Genomic DNA, 24,232 nt, shown 5'->3' on the forward strand with positions numbered 1-24,232 from the left:
GCCCAAGATTCTTTAGACAGAAGTGCGGGCGGCGCCCCCCCCCGGGGGGCCGCCCGCGCGGACGCCCGACGACCGGCGGCGACCGCTAGCGGCGCGGGGCGCGGATGCCGCGGAACTCCCAGTCGCCGCCGAACGCGGTGGAGATGACCTCCTCCGACTCGGTCGGCTGGGCGCCGCAGTCGTCCCGGATCGGCACGGGACCGGCGACGATGTGGTTGCGGAGCCGTCCGAGCCCCTCCGCCTCGACCTCCACGACGTCGCCCGGCCGGACGGGACGCGAGTTCGCCGGCGTCCCCGACAGCAGCACGTCGCCGGGGTAGAGCGTGATGGTGCGGGCGATGTCGGCGACGAGGTAGTGCATGTCCCACTCCATCTCGTCGGTGCTGCCGTCCTGCACCAGTTCGCCGTTCACGTACGTCCGCAGGTACTTGCCGTGGAAGTCCCAGCCGGTGACGAGGCCGGGGCCGAGCGGGCACAGGGTGTCGGAGCCCTTCACGCGCAGCATCGACCCGGCGTCGGTGTCGCGGAAGTCGTGCAGGCCGTAGTCGTTGGCGACCGTGTAGCCCGCGATGTAGTCGCCGGCCTCCTTCGGCGTGACGTTGCGGGCCGTCCGCCCGATGACGATCGCGATCTCGCCCTCGTAGTTGAGGTACTTGCACCGCTCGGGACGGACGACCGCCCCGCCGTGCGCGTTCAGCGCCGAGATCGGCTTGTGGAAGAACGTCGGCGCGGGCGGAAGTTTCGTCTGGAACTCCTCGACGCGGCTGCGGTGGTTGAGATGCACCGCGACGACCTTGGACGGCTCGCACGGCGGCAGATGGACGGCGTCGTCCGCCCGCACCCTCCGGCCGTCCGCGCTGACGAGGTCGTCGCCGTCCCTGATGACCTGGGTGGCGGCGCCATCGAGCAGGATCCGTCGGTATTCAGGCATTACGCGGTCCATCCGGTCTCTGGGCGGTCGAACCAGATGTGCACCTGGCCCGTCCCGACGGAGTTCTCGTACTCGCTGTAGAGGCGTCCCGGGGCCGTGCAGGCGTGCTCCCCCAGGGCGCCGATCATCATCAGGTAGTGGCCGAAGCGGGCCTCCGGCTTGAAGGTCAGGAACTCCGGCATGGTGTCGAGCACCCGGCCGTGGTCGCCCTTGCGGAGCCAGGCGATGCGCTCCTCGTCAGCGGCCCGCGCCGCCGGGGTGAAGATGTGCTCGGGCCCGGACGCCTCGTGGTCGCGGATCACCCGCAGCGGCCAGAACGTGTGCGACAGCGCGCCCGACGCGATCAGCAGCACGCGCCGGTCCGTGGCCGCGACGGCGTCGCCGAGGGCGCGGCCGAGGCGCAGGAAGTCCTCGGTGTCGGCGGTCTGGCAGACGCCGATCGAGATCCACCGCTTCCCGGGGTCGCCGAGGTACGGGTCGTCGCGCACGCCGAGGTGCGTCCACAGGTTGACGGTGGCGTAGTAGATCGGCAGGTACGGGTCGTCGATCGGGGTGATCCACGTCCCGTGCTTGTCGGCGTAGCGCGCGACCGCGTGGGCCAGCTCGGGGTCCCCGGGGAAGTCGTACGGCATGCGGCACATGCCGCGCGGCAGTTCCTCGGACGTGTACAGCCCGGCCCGGCGATCCTGCGCGGTGGTGACGAACTCGACGGTCGTCGCCCAATGCGAGTCCAGGACGACGACGGTGTCGTAGTCGTCCTTCTCGAAGACGTCCTTGCGCAGCCTTTGCAGGCCGGGGACGAGCGTGGTGTCCTCACCGCCGTTCAGCTCGCGCCGAGTGACCTCGGGCAGGACGATCGTGGGAACGTGCGCGAGGAGACCCGCGCCGACTATCTCGCCCATGGTGCCGTCACCGTGTTCTTCAGGTCGCAGTAGAAATCGAAGCTCCAGTCGCCGCCCTCGCGTCCGACCCCGGACTGCCGGGACCCGCCGAACGGGGCCTTCAGGTCGCGGACGAAGAAGCAGTTGACCCACACCGTCCCCGCCACGAGCTGCTCCGTCACGCGCCGCGCGCGCTCTGGATCACCGGTGGCGAGCGTGGCGGCGAGCCCGAACCGGGTGCCGTTCGCCATCGCGACAGCCTGCTCTTCGGTGTCGAACGTCTGGAGTGTCAGGACGGGCCCGAACACCTCTTCCGTGAGGATCTCGGCCCCTTCCTGGGCGTCGGTGAACAGGGTCGGCCGGTAGTAGAGGCCGCCCAGTTCCTCGTTCGGGCCGCCGCCGATGAGCGCGCGCGCCCCCGCCTCCCCGGCCCGCCGGACGAACCCGTCCACGCGTTCCAGATGGCGGCGATGGACCTGCGGCCCGATGTCGGTGGCGTCCTCGCGCGGATCGCCCTGCCTGAGCCGGGACGCCTTCTCCACGAAACGCGCGGTGAACTCGTCCGCGACGGACGACTCGACGAGCAGCCGCGTCGCGGCGAGGCAGACCTGCCCGGCGTTGTCGTACTGCTCGACGGCCAGGTCGACCGCGAGGTCGAGATCGGCGTCGGCGAACACCAGCAGCGGCGACTTGCCGCCCAGTTCCAGCGACAGCGGCGTCAGGTTGGGCGCGGCCGCGGCGGAGATCGTCCGGGCCGTCGGAACCGATCCGGTGAAGCTGATCCGGTTGACGCCGGGATGCGCGGTCAGCGGCCCGCCGACCTCCGCGCCATACCCCTGGACGACGTTGAACACGCCGTCCGGAAGCCCGGCCTCGGCGGTGATATCGGCCAGCAGCGACGCGGTGAGGGGCGTCCACTCGGCGGGCTTGAGCACGACGGTGTTCCCGGCCGCCAGCGCGGGCGCGATCTTCCACGTGGCGAGCATCAGCGGCGCGTTCCAGGGGGTGATGAGCGCCGCGACGCCCGCCGGGTCCCAGCTGACATGGTTGGTGTGGCCCCGGGTCTCGAAGTCGTCGTGGCCGAGTTTCAGCAGCCAGTCGGCGAAGAACCGGAAGTTGTGCGCGACCCGGGGCATCACCCCGCGCCGGTGGGAGCGGATCAGCGCCCCGTTGTCGGCCGTCTCGACCTGGGCGAGCTCCTCGATCCGCTTCTCCACGCCGTCGGCGATGGCGTGCAGCAGCCGCGCCCGCTCGTCCCGGCTCGTCCTGGCCCAGGCGGGGAAGGCGCGGCGCGCGGCGGCCACGGCGGCCTCCGCCTCCGCCGCCCCGCCCCGCGCGATCTCCGCGATCGGACGCTCGTCGATCGGCGACACGCTGGTGAACGTCGCCGCCGAGCCGGTGCGCTCTCCGCCGATCCAGTGTCCGGGCTCGACGGCGACGCCCGCGACGCTTGCCATCGCTCCACCTCCATTTTGTTTGGTCCCAAATAATCTAGGAACCCGGGATGGCGGCGGTCAAGCCGCCGACGCTACTGTTCGGGTACAAACGACTCTAGAGGAGGGTCCGTGACCGACGTCCCGTACGAGGAATGGCGCGCCCGTGCGGCCGGGCTCGTCCCGCACACCGGCCACCACGTCGACGGCGAGTTCACCGGCACGGGCTCGACCCCCGTCAGCTCGCCCCGCGACGGCAAGACGATCGCGCACATCGCGTCCGCCGGCCGGTCCGAGGTGGACGCCGCCGTCGCCGCCGCCCGCCGCGCCTTCGACACCGGCCCCTGGCCCCGCCTCGCCCCCGCCGAGCGCAAGGCCGCCCTCCTGCGCTGGGCCGGCCTGATCGAACGCGACCGCTCGACGATCGCGCTCCTGATCAGCCTGGAGATGGGCAAGCCGATCAGCGAGGCCCTCGGCATCGAGCTGCGCGCCGTGATCAACTGCATCCGCTGGTACGCCGAGGCCGCCGACAAGCAGCTGGACGAGTCGCCCCGCACCGGGGGCTCGTCCCTCGCCCTGGTGACGCGCGAGCCCGTGGGCGTGGTCGCGGCGGTCGTCCCGTGGAACTTCCCGCTCACCATGGCCGCCTGGAAGATCGCGCCCGCCCTCGCCGCCGGCTGCACGGCCGTCCTCAAACCGGCCGAGGAGTCCCCGCTCTCCGCCCTGCACCTGGCCGCGCTCTCCGCCGAGGCGGGCCTGCCGCCCGGCGTGTTCAACGTCGTCAACGGCCCCGGCGAGGTGGCCGGGCGCGCGCTCGGCGAGCACCCGTCCGTGGACGTCCTCGCGTTCACCGGCTCCACCGAGGTCGGACGCCACTTCCTGCGCTACGCCGCCGACTCCAACCTCAAGCGCGTCTGGCTGGAACTCGGCGGCAAGTCCCCCAACATCATCCTCCCGGACGCCCCCGACCTGGACGCCGCCGCCGACACCGCCGCCTGGGGCATCTTCTTCAACGCCGGTGAGATGTGCACGGCCCCGTCGCGCCTCCTGGTGCACCGCTCGATCGCGTCCCGGGTGGTCGACCGCGTCGTGGCCCGCGCCGAAGCCCTCCGCACCGGCGACCCGCTCGACCCGTCCACCGAGATGGGCCCCCTGGTCTCGCTGCCGCACCACGCCCGCGTCATGTCGCACATCCAGGCCGCGAAGTCGGACGGCGCCCGCCTGCGCACCGGCGCGACGGTGGACGGCCGCCACATCGCCCCCACGGTCTTCGACCAGGTCAAACCGGGAATGCGGATAGCCCGCGACGAGGTCTTCGGCCCCGTTCTGGCCGTCCTGGAATTCGACGGCGTCGACGAGGCGATCACCCTGGCCAACGACACCGACTATGGCCTGGCCGCCGCCGTCTGGACGTCCGATCTCTCCACCGCCCACCGGGTCTCCCGCTCCCTCCGCGCCGGAACGGTCTGGGTCAACTGCTATGAAGAGGGCGACATGAGCGTCCCGTTCGGCGGCGTCAAGCAGTCGGGCCACGGCCGCGACAAATCGCTCCACGCCCTCGACAAGTACACCGATCTCAAGACCACGTGGATCGAATTGTGACCCGTCCGCTGATCGCCCTTCCGGCCCGTTTCTCCGCCTCCGCCTCCGCTCTTCGCTACAAGGCGGAGGTCGCCGCCCAGGCCCTCGTCGAGGCGGTTTACCGGGCGGGCGGCGAACCATTCATCATGCATCCGGCGGGCCCTTACGAACCGTCCCGGCTGACCCGCTGCGACGGCCTCCTCCTCCCGGGCGGCGGTGATATCCACCCCCGCCATTACGGCGTGGAAACCGAACACGAGTCCCTTTACGACATGAACGACGACCAGGACGCCTTCGACATGGCCTTGGCCGCCCACGCGCTTGAAGCGAAAATCCCCACCCTCGCGATCTGCCGCGGCTTCCAGGTGGTGAACACCGTCCTGGGCGGCACCCTCACCCAGCACATGCCTGAAGACCACCGCCACAAGCTCCACCCGGTGACCGTGAAGGCGGGCACCCTCCTGGCCAAGACCCTGGAATCCGAGCGGACGACCGCGTCCTGCTACCACCACCAGGCAACGGCGACCCTGGCGCCCTCCCTGACGCCCACGGCCCAGGCTGCCGACGGCACCCTTGAGGCCGCCGAACTGACGTCCCCGGGCTCGTGGTTTTTGGCCGTCCAATGGCACCCCGAGGACACGGCCGCCGCCGACCCGGCCCAGCAGTCCCTCTTCGACGCCCTGGTCAGGGTGTCGGCATAGCCACCCGGTCCAGGAAGGCGTCGACGAGAGCGTGCGTGCGGCGGGCCGCGTCGGCCTCCGTCCGCTTGACCTCCGCCATCACCGCGTCGGGGTCGACGCCCTTGGCCCGCATATGGCTCGCGGCGCCGTTCTCCAGCCAGAGCCCGAACTGCTCCGCCGTGATCTCGGGATGGAACTGCACGCCCATCGACCGTCCCACCACGAACGCCTGCGAACACACGGCGCTCCGCGCGACCTCCACGGCGCCGGGCGGCAGAACCCACCGATCGAAATGGAACTGGAACCAGGGCCCGGCCCCCACCAGTTCCGGGTCGTCGGTCTCGACCCCGACCCACCCCATCTCCGCCCGCGGCGCCCGCTCCACCCGCCCGCCGAGCGCCGCCGCGAGGGCCTGCCCGCCGAAGCAGACCCCGAGAACCGGCACATCCGCGTCATGCGCCGCGGCGAGCATCCGCAATTCAGGCTCGACCCATGAGGCGACGCCCGGACCGTCCACCGACCAGGGCGCGCCCATGGGCACGACGAGATCCCACTCCCGCGGATCGGGGAAATCGAACCGCACGTCCGGCGTCAGATGCCGCTCCTCGGGCACCACGCACACCTCGGTGATGTCGAACCCCCGCCCCCGAAGCCGCTCTCCCACCGGCCCGGACGGCGAAACATGATCATGCTGCACGACGAGCGCCCGCACTGAATCCCTCCCCACGACGTCCCCAGATCGTAAGGCCCCAAACGACCATTCGCCACCCCGCACACACCACGTGCCCCGCCACGGCCCCGCCAGTCGCGGCCATTCGTTCGCGGGCGGCTGAACGTTGTCGGTCTTCCAGGTTGCCGTCATGCGACGGGTGGTCGTTTCATGACATGCTGTCACCGCTATAAAGGGCGGGCCATCTCGGAACAAAGAAAGCGAACGACATGGCGGACAGTACCGTGGCGGGCGACGCGCACCCGATCCTCTCGAATCCGCCGGGCCGGAATGGCGCCCGGGGATGCATCGGCCTCAAGATCGCGGCCTGGTTCCTCGCCGCGCTCGTCACCGTCGCGGCCGCCGGGTTCGTCGCCGCGTTCTTCCCGCGGGGCGATCACCGCCGTGGGACGCGCCGCCTGCGCCGTCAGCGGCCCTGGCAGCGTGGTTGGAGCGGGGCGCTGGTGCCTGCGGCCAGGCAGGACGACGACGTCAAGGAACGCCAACTCTAAGAACGCCGGGTCTAGAGAACGCCGGGTCTGGCGACCGCGGTCACGGCTTGCGGAGCAAGAGGTGGCCTGCGGGGAAGCGCTCGTGCACGGAGGCCTCGCGGTGCAGGCGGGCCACCTCGGTCAGGCCCGCGCGGCGGAGCAGGGCCGAGAGCGGGTCCAGCGGCCAGCGGTAGGCGAGCGCGACCTTGTGGTCGAAGGGCTGTGGCGCGTCGCCCTCGCAGGCCTGGAAGGCGATCAGCAGGTGCCCGCCCGGGGCCAGGACGCGGTGGAACTCGGCGAAGATCCGCGGCAGGTCCTCGGGGGCGGCGTGGATGGTGGAGTACCAGGCGAGGATGCCGCCCAGGCTGCCGTCGGCGAGGTCGAGGGCCGTGATGGTGCCCACGTCGAAGCGGAGATCCGGATGCTCCTTGCGGGCCTGGGCGATCATCCCGGGCGACAGGTCGACGCCGAAGGCGGGCAGCCCGAGGGACGCGAGGTGGCCGGTGAGGCGGCCGGGGCCGCAGCCCAGGTCGGCGACCGGGCCGGAGTCCCGGGTCAGCTCGGCGAAGACGGCGAGCAGGGCGCGGTCGAACGGCAGGTCGTCCATCACGTCGCGGAACATGTCGGCGTAGAGGACGGCGACGGAGTCGTACGCGGATCGGGTGGCGGCTTCGGTCATGGCTCGGGACGGTAGCGCGCCGCACGGACGGCCGGGGCGCCGGGGGCGAGGCCGGACAGCTCCCGTTCGACGGCGGCCGAGGCGCGGCGGCAGAACGGCTCCGGCTCGTCGGCGGCGTCGGGGTGCTCGTCCACGAGGACGTCGGCCACGCCGTCGCGGAGGAGGTCCGCCGAACGGACGCCCTGGGCGGCCGCCAGCTCGTCCGCCCGGGACGGGGTCCGGTGGACGATCAGCGAGGCGCCCTCCGGCGGGAGCGGGGCGAGCCAGCCGTGCCGGGCCACGAGCACGCGGTCGGCGGGGAGGAGGGCGAGCGCCGCGCCGCCGGCGCCCTCGCCGAGGAGGAGGCAGAGCGTCGGCGCGGGGAGCGTGATCAGGTCGGCGAGGCAGCGGGCGATCTCCCCGGCGAGGCCGCCCTCCTCCGCCTCGGCCGACAAGGCGGCGCCCGGCGTGTCGACGACGGTGACCAGCGGGAGGGCCAGTTCGGCGGCGAGGCGCATGCCGCGGCGCGCGAGGCGGAGGGCGGCCGGGCCGAGAGGGTGGCCGGTGTGCTGGCTCTGGCGGTCCTGGCCGATCAGGACGCAGGGCGCGTCACCGAAACGGGCGAGCGCGAGGAGCAACCCCCGGCCGGACTCGCCCTCCCCCGTTCCGGAGAGCGGCGTGACGTCGGACGCACCCAGGCGCAGCAGATCACGGACACCCGGACGACCGGGACGCCGGGATCGCTCGATCGACTCCCAGGCCGGGATATCCGGTGGCGCGCTGAAGGGCGGGTCGGTGGCCCGAGCGGTCGCGGGTGGTTTCTCGCAGAGGACGTTCAGCGTGCGGGACGCCACGTCTGGCAGGTCGTCGATGCCGACTACGGCGTCCAGGAGTCCCTTTGCCGCGAGGTTCTCCGCCACTTGGACGCCGGGTGGGAACGGCTCGCCGTGCAGGCCCTCGTATACGCGCGGGCCCAGGAACCCGATGAGCGCGCCGGGTTCGGCGGCCGTCACATGGCCGAGTGACCCCCAGGAGGCGAAGACGCCGCCGGTCGTGGGATGGCGCAGGTAGACGAGGTACGGGAGCCCGGCGGCGCGGTGCGCCATGACGGCGGCGGTGATGCGGGCCATCTGGACGAACGCGGCCGTCCCCTCCTGCATGCGGGTTCCGCCGGACGCCGGGGCGGCGAGCAGCGGCAGGCGTTCGGCGGTGGCGCGCTCCACCGCCGCGACGATCCGGTCGGCGGTGGCCAGGCCGATCGAACCGGCGAGGAAACGGAACTCCGACACGACGAACGCGACGCGGCGGCCCCGCAGGCGGCCCTCGCCCGTGCGGACGGCCTCGTCGCAGCCGCTGCGGTCGCGGGCGGCGGCCAGGTCCCGGCCGTAGGACGACGACGGGTCGGGGTGCGCGGCGGGCGGGGTGTCCCAGGACGTCCAGCCGTCCGCGTCCAGGACGCGGCGCAGCAGCTCGCGCGCCCCGGCTCGTTCCGTCACGGCATCCATCATGACCGCAGGGCCAGGTCAGCCCGCCTGCCGGGGGAGGTGGAGACTGGGGCGCAGCCGGGAGAAGGAGAATCGTGGTGTCAGAGGAGATCCACTTCGCGTCCGCGCGGGAGCTCGTCCGCCGGATGCGGGCGCGGGAGCTGTCGGCGCGGGACGTCGTCCAGGCGCACCTGGACCAGATCGAGCGGACGAACCCGCAGGTCAACGCCATCGTGACGCTGGTCGCCGAGCGGGCGATGCAACAAGCGCTGGACGCCGACGAGCGCCTCGCCGCCGGAGACGCCGCCGGCCCCCTGCACGGGCTGCCCGTCGCCCACAAGGACACGCACGCCACCCGAGGGATCCGCACGACCTCCGGTTCGCCGATCTTCGCGGACCTCGTCCCGGACGCCGACGAGCTCGTCGTCGAGCGGATGCGCGCCGCCGGGGCCGTCGCGATCGGCAAGACGAACGTGCCGGAGTTCGCCGCCGGGTCGCACACGTTCAACCCCGTGTTCGGCCTCACCCGCAACCCCTACGACCCGTCGCGGTCGGCGGGCGGCAGCAGCGGCGGCGCGGCGGCCGCGCTGGCCTGCGGGATGCATCCGATCGCGGACGGCAGCGACATGGGCGGCTCGCTGCGCAACCCCGCGTCGTTCTGCAACGTCGTCGGGTTCCGTCCGTCCCCGGGACGGGTGCCGTCGTGGCCGGTGCCCGCGGGCTGGTCGACGATGGGCGTCCAGGGGCCGATGGCCCGCGAGGTGGCGGACGTGGCGCTGCTGCTGTCCGTGCTCGCCGGGCCCGACCCGCGCAGCCCGATCGCGCTGGAGACACCGGGGTCGGCGTTCGCGGGCCCGCTCGACCGGGACGTCGCCGGGCTGCGGATCGCCTGGTCCCCCGACCTCGGCGGAACGGTGCCCGTCGACCCGGCGGTCACCGGCGTCCTCGCACCGGCGGTGAAGGTGTTCGAGGAGCTCGGCTGCACGGTGGAGGAGGCGTGTCCTGACCTGTCGGGCGCGGACGAGGTCTTCCGGACGCTGCGCGCCTGGCAGTGGGACCTCGCGCTCGGCGCCCTCCTCGCCGAGCGGCGCGCCGACTTCAAGGCGTCGCTCGCCGCGAACATCGACGCGGGCCGCGCCCTCACCGGCGCCGACGTCGGACGCGCCGAGACGCTCCACACGGCGCTGTTCCACCGTGTCCGGGAGTTCTTCGGACGGTACGACGCGCTGCTGCTCCCGGTCAGCCAGGTGCCGCCGTTCGACGCCGCGATCGAGTACCCGGACGAGGTCGCCGGGCATCCGATGCCCGACTACCTGGAGTGGATGCGGTCCTGCTTCCTCGTCTCGGCGACCGGCTGCCCGGCCCTGTCGGTCCCGGCCGGTTTCACGGGGGACGGCCTGCCGGTCGGGCTGCAGATCGTCGGCCCGCACCGCGCTGACCTCGACGTCCTCCGGATCGGCCACGCCTTCGAGCAGGCCACCCGCCACGGCGCCCGCCGCCCGCCCATCGCCTGACCCCGCCTGGATCGGCCCAGCAAGGCCGGATGGGCGGTCAGTGCCCGGCCGAGGTGGACGGTCAGGGGCCCGGAAACCTCGACGGCTTGTCGAGCGGGAGGCGCAGGACGAACCGCGCGCCCTTGTCGCTGTCCGCGGCGACCAGCGTCCCGCCGTGCGCGCGGGCGATGTCGCGGGAGATCGTCAGCCCGAGGCCGGTGCCGCCGCTGTCGCGTTCGCGGCCCTCGGCCAGCCGCTGGAACCGCCAGAAGATCCGTTCGCGGTCCTCGGGGGCGATGCCGGCGCCGTCGTCCAGGACCTGCAGGACGGCCTCGTCCCCCTCCGGGGTCGCGGTGACCCACACCCGCGACGCGGCGTGCCGCTCTGCGTTGTCGAGCAGGTTCGTCAGCAGCCTGACCACATGGTGCGCCGTGGCCCGCACCACGACCCGCTCGTCCACCTCGACCTCGACCGGCACCCGCCGCGGACGCCGCGCCACCTCCGCCCGGACCAGCTCGCCGAGATCGACCCGCTCCCGCGCGACGTGCACGCCCGCGCCCAGCTTGGCGAGGATCAGCAGGTCGCTGACGATGCCCTGGAGCCGGTCGGCGTCGGCGAGCGCGGCCCGGGCGACGGCGGGCCAGTCCTCGTCGTCCGGACGCTCCAGCGCCACCTCCAGCTGGGCGCGGAGCCCGGTGAGCGGGCTGCGCAGCTCGTGCGAGACGTCCGCGACGAAGCCGCGCTGCCGGGCCATGACGGCCTCCAGCCTGCTCAACGTCACGTTCACCGACTCGCCGAGCTCGGACACCTCGTCGTTCGGCCCGGGGACGGTCACCCGGCGTCCCGTCCCCCGGCCGGTGATCTCGGCGAGCTCGGCGCTCATCACCCGGACCGGGCGCAGCGCCCGCCGCACCGACAGCGACACGATCCAGCCGACCGCCCCGGTGGCGAGCAGCACCGACCCCGCGAGCAGGCCGATGACCAGCCCTTTGTACTGGGTGAGCGCGCTGATGGGGGCGCCGGCGTGGACGATCCGCAAGCCGTCGGGCGTCCGGACGCTGTCGGTGACCAGGTAGACCGCGCCCTTTCCCGGGATGTCGACGGTGCGGTAGTCGGGACGGCCCGGCACGCGCGGCGGCGGCACGTCCAGCGGGCCGCGGCCGTGCAGCGACTCGCTCGACGCGACCAGCCCGCCCTCCGCGTTCACGACCTGGAGGAGCGTGAAGTCCGGGTCCTGGACGGGCAGCGTGCCGTGCGGGTCGGTGGTGCTCACGATCGTGGTCAGATCGGTGACGACGAAGCTCCCGCGGTCGTGCAGGTCCCCGTACACGGTGCCGCGGACGGCCTGGTAGAAGAGGACGACCACGGCCACCAGCAGGATGAGGACGATGAGGGTCGCGGCGGCCGTCACGCGCGTCCGCACCGACCAGCGCGACGGCGAGAGCCTGCCCACGGAAATCCGCACCCCGGCGCCCCTCCCCCTTCCGGCTCGCACGCGGCACCGGGTCCGCGCCGCGCTCCGCGCCTGGGGGGTGAACGCAGAACTGGTTGTTACCTGCCCATTGCCCTGCGAAACATCGCCTGATACCGGCTCGCAACGGACGGATGCCCGCGCGGGCGGCGCCTCCCACCCCTGGGGAGCCGCCCGTGCGGGCACCTGGTCCGGCGCCGCCCGCCGTCCGCGCGCCGAGGAGGAAATTCCGACGGGACCGGGCCGTGCTGCCGAACCGACGCCCACTCTGCCGTGCCCAGATGCACGGGGCGCGACATCGACGTGACGATCACGTTTCCGGGCACTTCCTGGGAAGACGCCCCAATAATCCGCCGCCGAACGGGGATGCACGGTCACGAGGAGAGCAAGGGGGCCGGAAAGACCCATGGACGGAGACATCAGGCCGCTCGAACCCGCGGACCCGCGCGAGGTCGGCGGGCACACGCTGCTCGGCCGCCTCGGGTCCGGCGGCATGGGCACCGTCTATCTCGGCACCGACCCGGTGTCCGGCGGGCGGGTCGCCGTGAAGACCATCCACCCGCACCTCGCCGGCGACCCGTCCTACCGGCGGCGCTTCCTGGACGAGGCGTACCTCGCCGGCCGCGTCGCCTCGTTCTGCACGGCACGGGTCCTCGCGCACGGCGAGGAGGAGGGCCGCCCCTACCTCGTCACCGAGTACGTGGGCGGCGTCTCGCTGCACGACCGGCTCGTCGACGACGGCCCGCTGCGGGCCGCCGACCTGCACGGCGTCGCCGTAGGCGTCGCGTCGGCGCTCGCGGCGATCCACGCGGCGGGCCTGGTGCACCGCGACCTGAAGCCCGCCAACGTGATGCTCACCCTGTCCGGCTGCCGCGTGATCGACTTCGGCATCGCCCGCAGCCAGGACTCCATCAGCGTGACGTCCGCGACCGGCAAGGTCCTCGGCACCCCGGGCTGGATGGCGCCGGAGGTGCTCATCGGCGGGCCCGCGACGCCGGCGGCCGACGTGTTCGCCTGGGGCTGCCTCATCGCCCACGCCGGGACGGGACGGATGCCCATCGGCGGCGACCCGGCGACCCTCCGGACGTGCGCCGACACGCCCGATCTGTCGGGCCTGCCGGGATCGCTGGTCCCGGCGGTGCGGGCCGCGCTGGCGAAGAACCCGATGGACCGTCCGACCGCGTCGGACCTGCTGCTCGCGCTCGTGGAGCAGCCGCCGACCGACGCCTGGCCCGCGGCGGGATGGACGCGCTCGACGGCCGGGACGCCGGTCTGCGCCGCGCCCAGGCGGTCCGACCGATCCGATCCGCCCGGCCCGTCCGGTCCGGGCTCTCCGTCCGGCCCGGCCGCTCGGGCCCGTCCGTCCGGCCCGTCCGGTGCGGGCTCGCCGGGGCGGGGCGTGGAGACCGACACCAAGGCGTTCACGCCGATCGGGATGGCGGGCGCGATGTCGTCCACGCGGGCGCGCCTGCTGGCGGGCCTCGGGGCGGCCGCCGGCACCGTGGTGATCGGCGCCATCCTCGCCGGACGGACGCACCACAAGGGCGCCCACCAGCTCACGCCGCCCACCAGGCACAGGCGCCACTAGGACGGCGCCCGGGGACGGGGGGCGTCAGGTGCGCCAGATCACGACCAGGGCGCAGTCGTCGTCGCGGGTCGCGGCCATCGTCTCCACCAGTTCCCGCGCGCCGCTGCCGAACCCCTGCGGGACGAGCCGCTCCGCCTCCCCGAGCAGCCGGTCGATGCCGGCGTCCAGATCGCTGCCCGGCGACTCGACCAGCCCGTCGGTGTAGAGGAGCAGCGCGTCGCCCGGACGCAGCGTCCCCTGCTCGGGAACGCACTTCAGGTCGGGGACGACACCGAGGACCACGCCCTTGGCGGAGCTGACCTGCCAGGCGCCGCTGCCCGCGTCGAACTGGACGGCCGGCGGATGCCCCGCCGACTCGACCGTGTACTCCCCCGTCGCCAGGTCGACGACGACGTGCACGGCCGTGACGAACCCCTCGTCCCACCGCTGGCGCTGCAGGTAGGCGTTGCAGGCGGGCAGGAAACGATCAGGCTGGACCGATCCAAGAAGCCCCCCGAACGCACCGGAGAGCATCAGCGCGCGCGTCCCCGCGTCGGTGCCCTTGCCGGACACGTCGACCAGCGCCACCTCCAGCGAGTCGCCCTCGCAGGACGACACCACGAAGTCGCCGCCGAACGACGACCCGCCGGCCTGCAGCAGCACGACCTGCGTGCCCCAGCCGTCCGGGAGCACGGGCATCTCGCCCTGGCGCTGCAGCCGGTCGCGGAGCTCCAGCAGCATCGAGTCGCCGCGCAGGCCCTGCACGCCGAGCTTCTGCCGCGTCCTGGCCAGGGACAGCGCGAGCACCGCGGTGATCGACAGCGTGGCGACCATGCCGGGGCCGATCGCGGCGGCGTCGTGCCAGGCGTTGTAGGCCGTCACCGCCACCACCACGGCGATCAGCGCGACCAGGCTCCGCACCTTCAGCAGCAGCCCGCCGCCGAGGACGATCAGCACCAGCGCGCCGGACGGGGCCAGCCCGCGCGAGTCGCTGGACGTGGCCAGCCCGATCGCGATCGCGATCATCGCGAGCGCCGCGAAGACGTACCGCTCGCGGGTCAGCTTCCCCCGCCTGAGCCACCGGTAGAACGCCACGAGCAGCGGAATCCTGCGCAGCACGTCGCGGACTCGCGGCGGTAGGAGCTGCACCAGTCGTTGAAGCATGACTCGGGCACTGTATCGAGCAATCGCCGTCGCCGGTCGGCATCCGGACCATGGGTGACCTGTTGCACCGGTCCAGCTCCGTATCATCCAGTAGGTGGCTGGTGGGCGAGGAGGCGGTTCGATGGGGCAGCCGGGCATGCGGATCACGGTGGACGCGGCGATGCGGGCGCGGGACGTGTCCCGTCCGCGGCCGGAGGGCGAGCAGCCGCCGGGAGCCGACCGGGGATCGGGAAACGGCCCTGCGGCGGCCACAGAGCCGGGATCGGGGTCGGGGTCGGGCGGCCGGCAGCAGGCCGAGCCCGCCAAGCGGACGAAGGCCGCCAAGAACGAGCGGCGCCGCCTCGGCAAGCGCGGCGCCCGCAAACCGCCAGGACCGAACGGAATCTAGGCCCGGCGGACGATCGGCTCCGCTACTCGGTTCTCGTGCGGCAGGTCCGCTACCCGTTCTCGTGCGGCAGGGGCGGGAGATCGCCGGTGTCCTCGTAGCCGCCGAGCATCCTGATCCGGCGGGTGTGGCGCTGCTCCCCGGAGTAGGGGGTCTCCAGGAACAGCTCCAGGAACCGCGTCGCGGTCGCGAGGTCGTGCTGCCGGGCGCCGAGGCTGATGACGTTCGCGTCGTTGTGCTCGCGGGCGAGCCTGGCGGTGTCCTCGTTCCAGACCAGCGCGGCCCGCACGCCCTTGACCTTGTTGGCCGCGATCGCCTCGCCGTTGCCGGAACCGCCGATCACGACGCCGAGCGTGCCGGGCTCGGCGGCCGTCCGCTCGGCGGCCCGCAGGACGAACGGCGGGTAGTCGTCCGCGGCGTCGTACTCGGACGCGCCGCAGTCCACGGCCTCGTGCCCGTTCTCCTTCAGCCAGGAGACCAGGTGCTCCTTCAGCTCGAAGCCGGCATGGTCGGTCCCAAGAAACACGCGCATGGGCCCGATTCTCGCAGGCCCCGCACACCGCCCGCGCCGCGAGCCCTGGTGGTCGCGGAGGGGTCCTAGTCGTCGCCGTGCCTGCGGTCGACGATCGTCCGGTCGGCCAGGTTCAGGTCGTCGTCCTCCGGCGTGTCCGCGGGCGGCTCGGACTCGGCGGCGGACTCGGTCGCGGGCTCGGCCGGTTCGGGGTCGTCCGCGGCGGTCTCGGGCTCGTGCTGCTCGACGGCGGGCGGAACGGCCGCCGCGGGCTGCGCGGGCTGCTGAGGCGGGACGGGCGGCGCGGGCGGCGCGCCGAACTGCTGCGGCACGGGCGATCCCGGCTGCTGCTGCATGGGCGCGCCAGGCTGCTGGGGAGCGGGCGCGCCGGGCTGCTGCTGCGGGACGGGCGCGGCGCCCCACGGCGGCTGCTGCTGCGGCTGGCCCTGCGGAGGGACGTACGGAACCGCGGACGGATGCGGCTGCATCGGCTGCTGCGGCTGCGGCATTCCCGGCTGCTGCAGGTGCTGCTGGGGCATCGGCTGCTGCTGCATCGGCGGTTGCGGCATCTGCGGCGGCATCTGCATGCCGGGCTGCTGGGGAGCGTAGGGCGGCCGCTGCTGGTACTGCTGCTGGCCCCCGTAGGGCTGCTGGGCGCCCGCCGTCCCCGGGCGCGAGACGGCGAAGCCGCCCAGGGCGCCGAGCCCCGCGAGCCAGCCGAACACGAGGCCGGCGGTGGCCCCCTGGCTGATGGAGGTGAAGATGACCTGTGACGCGTGCGTGAAGTTGAGCGTCCAGTGGGCGAGGGGCCCGTACACCAGCCCGGCGATCCCGCCGGCGAGGATCGCGGCCCACCAGCCGACGATCACGGCGCCGAACGGGCCGCGGTCCGGGTCGACGAACCGGGCCGCGCCCACCACGAGCAGCGCCAGCAGGACGAAGAACAGCAGTACGGCGAAGTCCGTGACGAGGACGAAGCTCCACTCCATCCCGTCGGCGGGCGTGAGCCGCCATTCGAGGGCCTGCGACCACGACACCAGCGGGCCGATGCCCTCGTCGTACTCGAAGTCGCTCTCCCTGATGGCGTCGACGACCCACTGGTTGTCGAAGAGCAGGGCGACAACGGCGACCGGGATCACCGCGCCGACAGCCATCATGAACATCCGCCGCATCGTCATGCCCGAAGGGTAGTGCCGATCTCCGGCCGCCGGTAGCCGTTCGTCACCCCGCGTAGGCGGCCGGGAAGCGGAACCCCGGATCGACCTGCTCCTCCAGGTTCTCGCCCGCCGCCTTGCTCGCCCAGCTGCGGGCGTTCTTGACGTGGAACTCGACGGCCTGGCGCTGGAACTTGTCCCAGTCCTTGGTGCGGGAGTCGACCTCGGCGCGCATGCGGTCGAGGGCGGCGACGTTGGCGTCCTCCAGCGGGACGCCCTGCCGGCCCTGCTCCAGCGCGCGGACGGCGGCGGACTGCCCGACCCACGTCAGCAGGTCGTCGCCGACGTGATCGCGCAGGTAGGCGATGTCCTCGTCGATCTGAACCTTGTTGCCGACGACGCGGATGGCGACGTCGTAGTTGCGGGCGTACTCGGTGTACTGCCGGTAGACGCCGACGCCCTTGCGGGTGGGTTCGGCGACCAGGAACATCAGGTCGAACCGGGTGAACAGCCCGGACGCGAACGTGTCGGCCCCGGCGGTCATGTCGACGACGACGTACTCGCCCGGCTCGTCCACGAGGTGGTTGAGGTAGAGCTCGACCGCGCCGGTCTTGGAGTGGTAGCAGGCCACGCCGAGGTCTTCGTCGTTGAACGGGCCGGTGGCGAGCAGGGTGATCCCGGCGCCGCCCGTCTCGGCGCCCGCGCCGACCTCCTGCCCGGCCTCGTGGATGGGGTCGTCGCCGCGGAAGCGCAGCAGCCGCGAGCCCGCGCCCGGCGGGGTGGTCTTCGCCATCGTGGCCGCCGAGGAGATCCGGGGATTGTCTCCGCGCAGGTAGTCCTTGATCTCGGTGAGCCGGTCGCCCAGCGCGGGGATCTTGGCCGCACGGTCCTCGTCCAGCCCGAGCGCGACGCCGAGGTGCTGGTTGATGTCGGCGTCGACGGCCACCACCGGGAGCCCGCGCCCGGCCAGGTGCCGGACGAAGAGCGCCGACAGGGTGGTCTTGCCGCTGCCGCCCTTGCCAACGAACGCAACCTTCACGAATGCCCCATTTCGGAGATGATAACCATTACCATTACTGGTGGTCGCCACGAGTGTGGCAAGGCAGCGGGACCGGCGCAAGCCGAAACCCCGAACCGAAATTTCACCTCGTCGAGCGTTCGCCGCGAACGCCCACGAACAGCGCCCGCACCTGTGAAAACCTCGTCAACCCGGCCTGTGACGCCAGTCAGCAGTTCAGTGGGAGGACGCCCCAGTTCATTGGGAGGACGCCCCCGGCGACCGCGCCGGCCGCCGGGGCCCGCGGCGACCGGCGGCCCGCTCCAGACGTCTTCAGGCGTCGGTCAGCGAAGTGTGGCGGCGGGGTCGAAGCCGAAGGGGAGCTCCAGGCGGTGGGTCTTCAGGAGGCCCGCGTCGGTCAGCACGTCGCGGGTCGGCGCGTCGGCGGCGATGACCCCGCCGGACAGGATCACCGACCTCGGGCACAGCTCCGCCGCGTACGGGAGGTCGTGCGTGACCATCAGGACGGTCACGTCCAGGCTCAGCAGGATCTCGGCCAGCTCGCGGCGGCTCGCCGGGTCCAGGTTGGACGACGGCTCGTCCAGCACCAGGATCTCCGGCTCCATCGCCAGGACGGTCGCGACGGCGACGCGGCGGCGCTGCCCGAAGCTGAGGTGCTGCGGCGGGCGGTCGGCGACGTCGAGCATGCCGACGCGGGCCAGCGCGTCGCGCACGCGGCGGTCGAGGTCGGGGCCGCGCAGGCCGAGGTTGGCGGGGCCGAACGCGACGTCCTCCCGGACGGTCGGCATGAACAGCTGGTCGTCGGGGTCCTGGAACACGATGCCGACGCGGCGGCGGATCTCCCGCAGCGCCTTCTTGTCCTTCGGGTCGACGGCGAGGCCGCCGACCCTGACCGCGCCGAGGCCGCCGTGCAGGATGCCGTTCAGGTGCAGGACGAGCGTGGTCTTCCCGGCGCCGTTCGGCCCGAGCAGCGCGACCCGCTCGCCGCGTCCGATCGTGAGGTCGACGCCGAAGAGGGCCTGCGTGCCGTCCGGATAGGCGTAGGCGAGGCCCCGCACCTCAAGCGACGGCGCCTCAGGCGACGGCGCTTCACCGGGCTCCGCGGTCATGGGGTCATCCAAGCAGCCAGCGTCACCAGGGCGGCCGCCAGGGGCAGGGCCGCGGCCAACGTCCACTGCGCGGCCGTGGCGCCCACGTCGTGCATGACGGGCATGCGGCCGTCGTAGCCGCGGCTCAGCATCGCCAGGTGGACGCGCTCCCCGCGTTCGTACGAGCGCAGGAACAGGGCACCGATCGACTTGGCGATGACGCGGGTGGCGCGCAGATCGCGGGCCTCGAAGCCGCGCGACGCCCGCGCCACCTTCATCCGGCCCAGCTCGGCCGCGACGACGTCCCCGTACCGCAGCATGAACGTGGCGATCTGCGTGATGAGCTGGGGCATCCGCAGCCGTTCGATGCCGAGCAGCAGCAGCCGCGGCTCGGTGGTGGCGGCCAGCAGGATCGAGGCGACCACGCCGAGCGTCCCCTTGGCGAGGATGTTCCAGGCGCCCCAGAGCCCGCTCTCGCTCACCTCCAGCCCCAGCACAGTGATCTTCTCGCCGCTCGCGACGAACGGCAGGAGGAACGCGAACGCGACGAACGGGACCTCGATGACGACCCGCCGCGCGACCGTCCCGAACGGGATCCCGGCGGCCGCCGTGACGCCCGCGAGCAGCAGCGCGTACACGCCGAACGCCCACATCCGCTCGCGCGGCGTGGCGACGTCCAGCAGCACGAACGCCAGGACGGCGACGAGCTTGCACTGCGGCGGCAGGCGGTGCACCGGCGAGGCGCCCGGCACGTAGAGCCGGTGCGCCGCGCCGGATGCGTGTCCCGCGCCCATCAGCCCTTACCAGCCGCCGCGCTCTCCTCGCGCTGCTCTGGAGCGGGGTCGGGCCCGGACGAGCCGCGCCGCCGCACGACCCAGAACAGCCCGCCGCCGACGAGCAGGACGGCGCCGACACCGATCACGCCCGACAGACCGCCGGACAGCCGGGTGTTGTCGATCCCCTTGACGCCGTAGTCGCCGAGCGGCGAGTCCTTGAAGGAGTGGTCCTCCTCCTTGGCGTTGATGCCCTTGTCGTCGGCGACCTTCTCCAGCCCGTCGGGGTTGGCGCTGGCGTAGAAGCTCACGATCCCCGCCAGGACGAGCGAGACGACGAGGAATCCGAGGAAGAACCGCTTGGTGGTCATGTCGTCCTCCCTCAGGCCCGCGACGGTTCGGCGGGGCCGCCGGCGCCGTCGGGTCGCGGCTCGGCGGTGCGGAGTTCCAGCGGCTTGATCAGGCCGCGCGCCCCGTGCACGAGGTCGGGCCGGACGGCGAGCACGCTGGACACGGTCACCGCCGTGATCAGCGCCTCGCCGATCCCGATCAGCACGTGGACGCCGATCATCGCGGTGGCGACCTTCCCGATCGACACGTCCGTCGTCCCGCCGACCGCGTAGAACGCCGTGAACACGGCGGCCGAGGCGGGCACCGAGATGACGGCGGCCGCGAACGACGAACCGGCCACGGACGCCCTCGTCTTCGGCAGCACCCGCAGCAGCAGCCGGAACGTTCCGTAGCCGACGACGACCGTGACGAGCGCCATCGTCGTGATGTTGACGCCGAGCGCGGTGAGGCCGCCGTCCGCGAACAGCAGCGCCTGCATGAGCAGGACGACCGAGACGCACAGGACGCCCGTGTAGGGCCCGACGAGGATCGCCGCCAGCGTCCCGCCGAGCAGGTGCCCGCTCGTCCCGGACGCCACCGGGAAGTTGAGCATCTGCGCGGCGAACACGAAGGCGGCCGTCAGGCCCGCGAGGGGCGCGGTGCGGTCGTCCAGCTCGCGCCGGGCGCCGCGGAGCGCGACCCCTACCCCTGCCACCGCCACCGCACCCGCCGCGACCGACACCGGTGCGTCGATGAACCCGTCCGGTACGTGCATGCTTCATCCGCCCCTTACCGTTTTCGCCACCAGAACCCAGTTTGGCGACACATCGCTAGTAGTTGCAATACGCTCGCAATAGCAAGCTGGATGTGTCCTGCGGGATATTTGACGATATGTCATCGCCCGACCACACATGGTCGCCTAGCCGGGGGGCGGGACGGCGGCCGCGGCGGCGGGAGGGCGGGACGGCGGCCGCGGCCCGGGCTCAGTCGAAGCTCGGCTCGCGGGTGCGGGTGCGCTTGAGCTCGAAGAAGCCGTCGGTGGACGCCACGGCGACGACGCCGTCCCAGAGCTTGACGGCGGCCTCGCCGCGCGGGATCGGCGTGACGACGGGACCGAAGAACGCGCTGCCCTCGACCTCGATCACCGGGGTGCCGACCTCCTGGCCGACCCGGTCGATGCCGTCCTTGTGGGACGCGCGGACGGCCGCGTCGAAATCGGTGGACTCGGCGGCGTCCGCGAGCGCTGGGTCGAGGCCGGCCGCGGTCAGCGACGCCTCGAAGAAGGCCCGGTCGAACTTCTGCCGCTCGTGGTGACGGCGCGTGCCCATCTCGGTGTAGAGGCGTCCGAGGACCTCGCTCCCGTACTTCTGCTCGGCGGCGACGCATACGCGCACGGGGCCCCAGCCCTCCTGGAGGTTGCGCCGGTAGCCGTCCGAGACGTCCTTGTCCTCGTTGAGGACGCGGAGGCTCATCACATGCCAGCGCACCTCGATCGGGCGCTGCCGCTCCACTTCCAGGATCCAGCGGGAGGTGATCCAGGCCCAGGGGCACAGGGGGTCGAACCAGAAGTCAACCGGTGTGAGAGCGTCCTTACTCAACGTCGCCTCCTAGGGCGCGATACAGGGTTTTCCCTGTGCGACAACCGGGCTCCGGGCGCCCTGATTCCCGGTCGCGCGAAGGTTCGCGAGCCGTGGCGGGCGGGCCGTTCCGGCGCCGGGTTGGTAGACATGGGGGCACCAAGCGAATAAGCCGACCAAGGAGATCATGTGGCAGGCAACCTCACGCGCGACGAGGCGCGGGAACGGGCCCGGCTCCTCACCGTCGAGTCGTACACGGTCGAGCTCGACCTGACGACGGCGAGTGAGGAACGGTTCGGTTCCACCACGGTGGTGCGGTTCGGGAGCGCCGAGCCGGGCGCGTCCACGTTCATCGACCTGCACGGCGCCATCGTGCGGGACGTGGCGTTGAACGGGAAGGCGCTGGACCCGGCGTCCTATGACGCGGAGAAGGGGCGGGTCCCGCTGCCCGGTCTCGCCGCGGAGAACGAGCTCCGCGTCGTGGCCGACTGCGCCTACTCGCGTTCGGGTGAGGGCCTGCACCGCTTCGTCGATCCGGTCGACGAGAGCGTCTACCTGTACACGCAGTTCGAGACGGCCGACGCGCACCGGATGTACACGTGCTTCGACCAGCCCGACCTGAAGGCGACCTTCGAGCTGACCGTCAGGGCGCCGGAGGGCTGGGAGGTGGTCACCAACGAGGCTCCCGAGACGACCGGGGGGTCTGGAGGGTCGTCCCCCCAGAACGGCAGCGGCGGCGACGGGGTCGGAACATGGCATTTCACGCCGACGCCGCAGATCTCCACCTACATCACCGCGCTCATCGCCGGGCCGTACCACGTCGTCCGGGACGAGTACCGCCGCGACGACGGCACCGTCGTCCCGCTCGGCGTGTACTGCCGGTCGTCGCTGGCCGAGCACCTGGACGCGGACGCCATCGTCGACGTGACGCGCCAGGGGTTCGCCTACTTCGAGAAGGTGTTCGGCCGCCCGTACCCGTTCGGGAAGTACGACCAGCTGTTCGTCCCCGAGTTCAACGCGGGCGCGATGGAGAACGCGGGCGCCGTCACGTTCCTGGAGGACTACGTCTTCCGGTCCCGGGTCACCGACGCGGCCTACGAGCGGCGCGCCGAGACGATCCTGCACGAGATGGCGCACATGTGGTTCGGCGACCTCGTCACCATGCGCTGGTGGGACGACCTGTGGCTGAACGAGTCGTTCGCCACGTACATGAGCGTCCTGTGCCAGGCCGAGGCCACCAAGTGGACGGGCTCCTGGACGACGTTCGCGAACCTGGAGAAGGCGTGGGCGTACCGGCAGGACCAGCTGCCGTCCACGCACCCGATCGCCGCCGACATCCCCGACATCCGCGCGGTGGAGGTCAACTTCGACGGGATCACGTACGCGAAGGGCGCGTCCGTCCTGAAGCAGCTCGTCGCGTACGTCGGGCTCGACAACTTCCTGGTGGGCGTCCGGCGGTACTTCGACCGGCACGCGTGGGGCAACACCGTCCTGGCCGATCTGCTGGGGGCGCTGGAGGAGACGTCCGGCCGCGACCTGGCGGCATGGTCGAAGGAGTGGCTGGAGACCGCGGGCGTCAACACGATGCGGCCCGAGTACGAGGTGGACGCCGACGGGAACTTCACATCGTTCGCCGTCTTGCAGGAGGCCAAGCCCGACTATCCGACGCTGCGCTCGCACCGCCTCGCCGTCGGCCTCTACGACAAGACGGCGGACGGCACAGACTCCGCCGGGGGGCGTGGGGGGTCGTCCCCCCACACGAAACTCGTCCGGCGGGAGCGGGTCGAGCTGGACGTGGTCGGCGCCCGGACGGAGGTGCCGCAGCTCATCGGGCAGCGGCGGCCCGACCTCGTCCTGATCAACGACGACGACCTCACGTACGCCAAGATCCGCCTGGACGGGCACTCCCTGACCACCCTGATCGAGCACATCGGCGACGTCAGGGAGAGCCTGGCCCGCGCTCTGTGCTGGTCGGCCGCGTGGGACATGACCCGCGACGCCGAGATGGCCACCCGCGACTACGTCCGGCTCGTCGCGAAGGGCATCCGCGGCGTCACGGACATCTCGGTCACGCAGACGCTGCTGCGGCAGGCGCGGACGGCCGTCCAGCAGTACGCCGACCCGGCCTGGCGCAAGGAGGGGCTGGCGCTGCTGGCGGACACCCTCTCGGGCCTGGCCCGGGAGGCCGGCGCCGGTTCGGACCTCCAGCTCGCCTACACGCAGGCGTTCACCGCGTCCGCCGTGTCGGACGAGCACCTGGCGTTCGTCCAGGGCCTGCTGGACGGCTCCGAGGTCCTCGACGGCCTCACCGTCGACACCGACCTGCGGTGGTCTCTGCTGCGGCGGCTCGTCGTCACCGGCAGGGCGGGCGAGGCGGAGATCGACGCCGAGCACGAGCGCGACAAGACCGCCGCGGGCGAGCGGCACGCCGCCGCCTGCAAGGCCGCGATCCCGACCGCCGACGCCAAGGCCGCGGCCTGGGAGCGGATCGTGTCCGGCGACCTGCCCAACGCCGTCTACCGGGCGACGTTCGGCGGCTTCGTGGAGCCCGACCAGGCCGAACTCCTGCGGCCCTACGTCGACAAGTACTTCGCCGAGGTCGGACGCGTCTGGAAGGAGTGGACGAGCGACATGTCCCAGACGTTCGCCGAGGTCGCCTACCCCTTCCTGGTGATCGAGCAGTCGACGATCGACCGCACCGAGGCGTACCTGGCCGACGAGCGGCCGCCGCCCGCGCTGGCGCGGCTCCTGTCGGAGGGGCGCGACGGCGTCGCCCGCGCGCTGCGCGCCCGCGCCAAGGACGCCGCCTCGTCCTGACCGGTCGGCTCCGGGCCTGGGCGCGATCCCCGTGGC

The 24,232-nt window shown here is 72.6% G+C and carries 23 protein-coding genes; 7 read left to right on the plus strand and 16 right to left on the minus strand.

What is annotated here, in order from left to right; genetic code table 11:
- Positions 1 to 85: 85 nt before the first annotated feature.
- Genes ACH34T_RS08260 through ACH34T_RS08270 form a run of 3 tightly spaced genes read right to left on the minus strand, consistent with a single transcriptional unit; the run spans position 86 to position 3,269 of the window.
- Positions 86 to 931: a fumarylacetoacetate hydrolase family protein gene (locus tag ACH34T_RS08260; protein WP_395991397.1), complete on the minus strand. Its 846-nt coding sequence runs from the start codon at positions 929 to 931 to the stop codon at positions 86 to 88.
- On the minus strand, positions 931 to 1,833 hold the full coding sequence (locus ACH34T_RS08265) for a 3,4-dihydroxyphenylacetate 2,3-dioxygenase (protein ID WP_395991398.1): 903 nt from the start codon (positions 1,831 to 1,833) through the stop codon (positions 931 to 933). Before ACH34T_RS08265 ends, ACH34T_RS08260 begins: the two co-directional genes overlap by 1 nt.
- The gene (locus ACH34T_RS08270; protein WP_395991399.1) at positions 1,821 to 3,269 is read right to left on the minus strand and encodes an aldehyde dehydrogenase; all 1,449 of its coding nucleotides are present in this window, start codon (positions 3,267 to 3,269) and stop codon (positions 1,821 to 1,823) included. Before ACH34T_RS08270 ends, ACH34T_RS08265 begins: the two co-directional genes overlap by 13 nt.
- Positions 3,270 to 3,377: 108 nt before the next feature.
- Between ACH34T_RS08270 and ACH34T_RS08275 the strand changes: the two genes are divergently transcribed.
- Positions 3,378 to 4,847: an aldehyde dehydrogenase family protein gene (locus tag ACH34T_RS08275; RefSeq protein ID WP_395991400.1), complete on the plus strand. Its 1,470-nt coding sequence runs from the start codon at positions 3,378 to 3,380 to the stop codon at positions 4,845 to 4,847.
- Positions 4,844 to 5,527, plus strand: a complete 684-nt coding sequence (locus ACH34T_RS08280) for a gamma-glutamyl-gamma-aminobutyrate hydrolase family protein (protein WP_395991401.1) — start codon at positions 4,844 to 4,846, stop codon at positions 5,525 to 5,527. The genes ACH34T_RS08275 and ACH34T_RS08280 overlap by 4 nt, the downstream gene beginning before the upstream one ends.
- Here ACH34T_RS08280 and ACH34T_RS08285 read toward each other — a convergent pair.
- Entirely contained in the window at positions 5,511 to 6,233 is a 723-nt protein-coding gene (locus ACH34T_RS08285; protein ID WP_395991402.1) for a type 1 glutamine amidotransferase, read from the minus strand. The two genes, ACH34T_RS08280 and ACH34T_RS08285, sit on opposite strands and share 17 nt — an antisense overlap.
- Before the next feature lie 212 nt (positions 6,234 to 6,445).
- On the opposite strand from ACH34T_RS08285, the gene ACH34T_RS08290 reads away from it, so the two are divergent.
- Positions 6,446 to 6,727 carry a hypothetical protein gene (locus tag ACH34T_RS08290; protein WP_395991403.1) on the plus strand — a complete coding sequence of 94 codons (282 nt, stop codon included), beginning with the start codon at positions 6,446 to 6,448 and terminating at the stop codon, positions 6,725 to 6,727.
- Positions 6,728 to 6,767: 40 nt separating this feature from the next.
- On the opposite strand, the gene ACH34T_RS08295 is transcribed toward ACH34T_RS08290, so the two are convergent.
- Both ACH34T_RS08295 and ACH34T_RS08300 read right to left on the minus strand, forming a co-directional pair.
- A complete protein-coding gene (locus ACH34T_RS08295) occupies positions 6,768 to 7,385 on the minus strand; it encodes a class I SAM-dependent DNA methyltransferase (RefSeq protein ID WP_395991404.1) in 618 nt (205 codons plus the stop codon).
- The gene (locus tag ACH34T_RS08300; RefSeq protein ID WP_395991789.1) at positions 7,382 to 8,869 is read right to left on the minus strand and encodes a carboxyl transferase domain-containing protein; all 1,488 of its coding nucleotides are present in this window, start codon (positions 8,867 to 8,869) and stop codon (positions 7,382 to 7,384) included. Before ACH34T_RS08300 ends, ACH34T_RS08295 begins: the two co-directional genes overlap by 4 nt.
- Before the next feature lie 74 nt (positions 8,870 to 8,943).
- Between ACH34T_RS08300 and ACH34T_RS08305 the strand changes: the two genes are divergently transcribed.
- Complete coding sequence (locus ACH34T_RS08305; RefSeq protein ID WP_395991405.1) at positions 8,944 to 10,362, plus strand: amidase; 1,419 nt, start codon at positions 8,944 to 8,946, stop codon at positions 10,360 to 10,362.
- A gap of 61 nt (positions 10,363 to 10,423) precedes the next feature.
- Here the strand turns inward: ACH34T_RS08305 and ACH34T_RS08310 are convergent, their stop codons facing one another.
- On the minus strand, positions 10,424 to 11,806 hold the full coding sequence (locus ACH34T_RS08310; RefSeq protein WP_395991406.1) for a sensor histidine kinase: 1,383 nt from the start codon (positions 11,804 to 11,806) through the stop codon (positions 10,424 to 10,426).
- 412 nt (positions 11,807 to 12,218) lie between these two features.
- Between ACH34T_RS08310 and ACH34T_RS08315 the strand changes: the two genes are divergently transcribed.
- The gene (locus tag ACH34T_RS08315) at positions 12,219 to 13,400 is read left to right on the plus strand and encodes a serine/threonine-protein kinase (RefSeq protein WP_395991407.1); all 1,182 of its coding nucleotides are present in this window, start codon (positions 12,219 to 12,221) and stop codon (positions 13,398 to 13,400) included.
- A 24-nt stretch (positions 13,401 to 13,424) separates the two neighbouring features.
- On the opposite strand, the gene ACH34T_RS08320 is transcribed toward ACH34T_RS08315, so the two are convergent.
- Positions 13,425 to 14,543: a PP2C family protein-serine/threonine phosphatase gene (locus tag ACH34T_RS08320; protein ID WP_395991408.1), complete on the minus strand. Its 1,119-nt coding sequence runs from the start codon at positions 14,541 to 14,543 to the stop codon at positions 13,425 to 13,427.
- 121 nt (positions 14,544 to 14,664) lie between these two features.
- On the opposite strand from ACH34T_RS08320, the gene ACH34T_RS08325 reads away from it, so the two are divergent.
- Entirely contained in the window at positions 14,665 to 14,931 is a 267-nt protein-coding gene (locus tag ACH34T_RS08325; RefSeq protein WP_395991409.1) for a hypothetical protein, read from the plus strand.
- Between the two features lie 49 nt (positions 14,932 to 14,980).
- Here ACH34T_RS08325 and ACH34T_RS08330 read toward each other — a convergent pair whose 3' ends face one another.
- The 8 genes from ACH34T_RS08330 to ACH34T_RS08365 all read right to left on the minus strand — a co-directional run bounded on the left by ACH34T_RS08330 (position 14,981) and on the right by ACH34T_RS08365 (position 21,400).
- Positions 14,981 to 15,460, minus strand: a complete 480-nt coding sequence (locus ACH34T_RS08330) for a ribose-5-phosphate isomerase (protein ID WP_395991410.1) — start codon at positions 15,458 to 15,460, stop codon at positions 14,981 to 14,983.
- Between the two features lie 65 nt (positions 15,461 to 15,525).
- Complete coding sequence (locus ACH34T_RS08335) at positions 15,526 to 16,617, minus strand: hypothetical protein (protein WP_395991411.1); 1,092 nt, start codon at positions 16,615 to 16,617, stop codon at positions 15,526 to 15,528.
- A 43-nt stretch (positions 16,618 to 16,660) separates the two neighbouring features.
- Complete coding sequence (locus tag ACH34T_RS08340) at positions 16,661 to 17,632, minus strand: ATP-binding protein (RefSeq protein ID WP_395991412.1); 972 nt, start codon at positions 17,630 to 17,632, stop codon at positions 16,661 to 16,663.
- 302 nt (positions 17,633 to 17,934) lie between these two features.
- Positions 17,935 to 18,720 carry an energy-coupling factor ABC transporter ATP-binding protein gene (locus ACH34T_RS08345; RefSeq protein WP_395991413.1) on the minus strand — a complete coding sequence of 262 codons (786 nt, stop codon included), beginning with the start codon at positions 18,718 to 18,720 and terminating at the stop codon, positions 17,935 to 17,937.
- A complete protein-coding gene (gene cbiQ, locus ACH34T_RS08350; RefSeq protein WP_395991414.1) occupies positions 18,717 to 19,493 on the minus strand; it encodes a cobalt ECF transporter T component CbiQ in 777 nt (258 codons plus the stop codon). Before cbiQ ends, ACH34T_RS08345 begins: the two co-directional genes overlap by 4 nt.
- Entirely contained in the window at positions 19,493 to 19,843 is a 351-nt protein-coding gene (locus ACH34T_RS08355; RefSeq protein WP_395991415.1) for a PDGLE domain-containing protein, read from the minus strand. Before ACH34T_RS08355 ends, cbiQ begins: the two co-directional genes overlap by 1 nt.
- A gap of 11 nt (positions 19,844 to 19,854) precedes the next feature.
- Positions 19,855 to 20,577 (minus strand): energy-coupling factor ABC transporter permease, encoded by a 723-nt coding sequence (locus ACH34T_RS08360; protein ID WP_395991416.1) that lies wholly within the window; start codon positions 20,575 to 20,577, stop codon positions 19,855 to 19,857.
- Positions 20,578 to 20,785: 208 nt separating this feature from the next.
- Entirely contained in the window at positions 20,786 to 21,400 is a 615-nt protein-coding gene (locus ACH34T_RS08365) for a disulfide bond formation protein DsbA (RefSeq protein ID WP_395991417.1), read from the minus strand.
- Between the two features lie 168 nt (positions 21,401 to 21,568).
- On the opposite strand from ACH34T_RS08365, the gene pepN reads away from it, so the two are divergent.
- Positions 21,569 to 24,196, plus strand: a complete 2,628-nt coding sequence (gene pepN, locus ACH34T_RS08370) for an aminopeptidase N (protein WP_395991418.1) — start codon at positions 21,569 to 21,571, stop codon at positions 24,194 to 24,196.
- The last annotated feature ends 36 nt before the right edge of the window (positions 24,197 to 24,232 follow it).

The sequence above is a fragment of the Actinomadura sp. 9N215 genome (assembly GCF_044326345.1).
GTDB lineage: Bacteria > Actinomycetota > Actinomycetes > Streptosporangiales > Streptosporangiaceae > Spirillospora.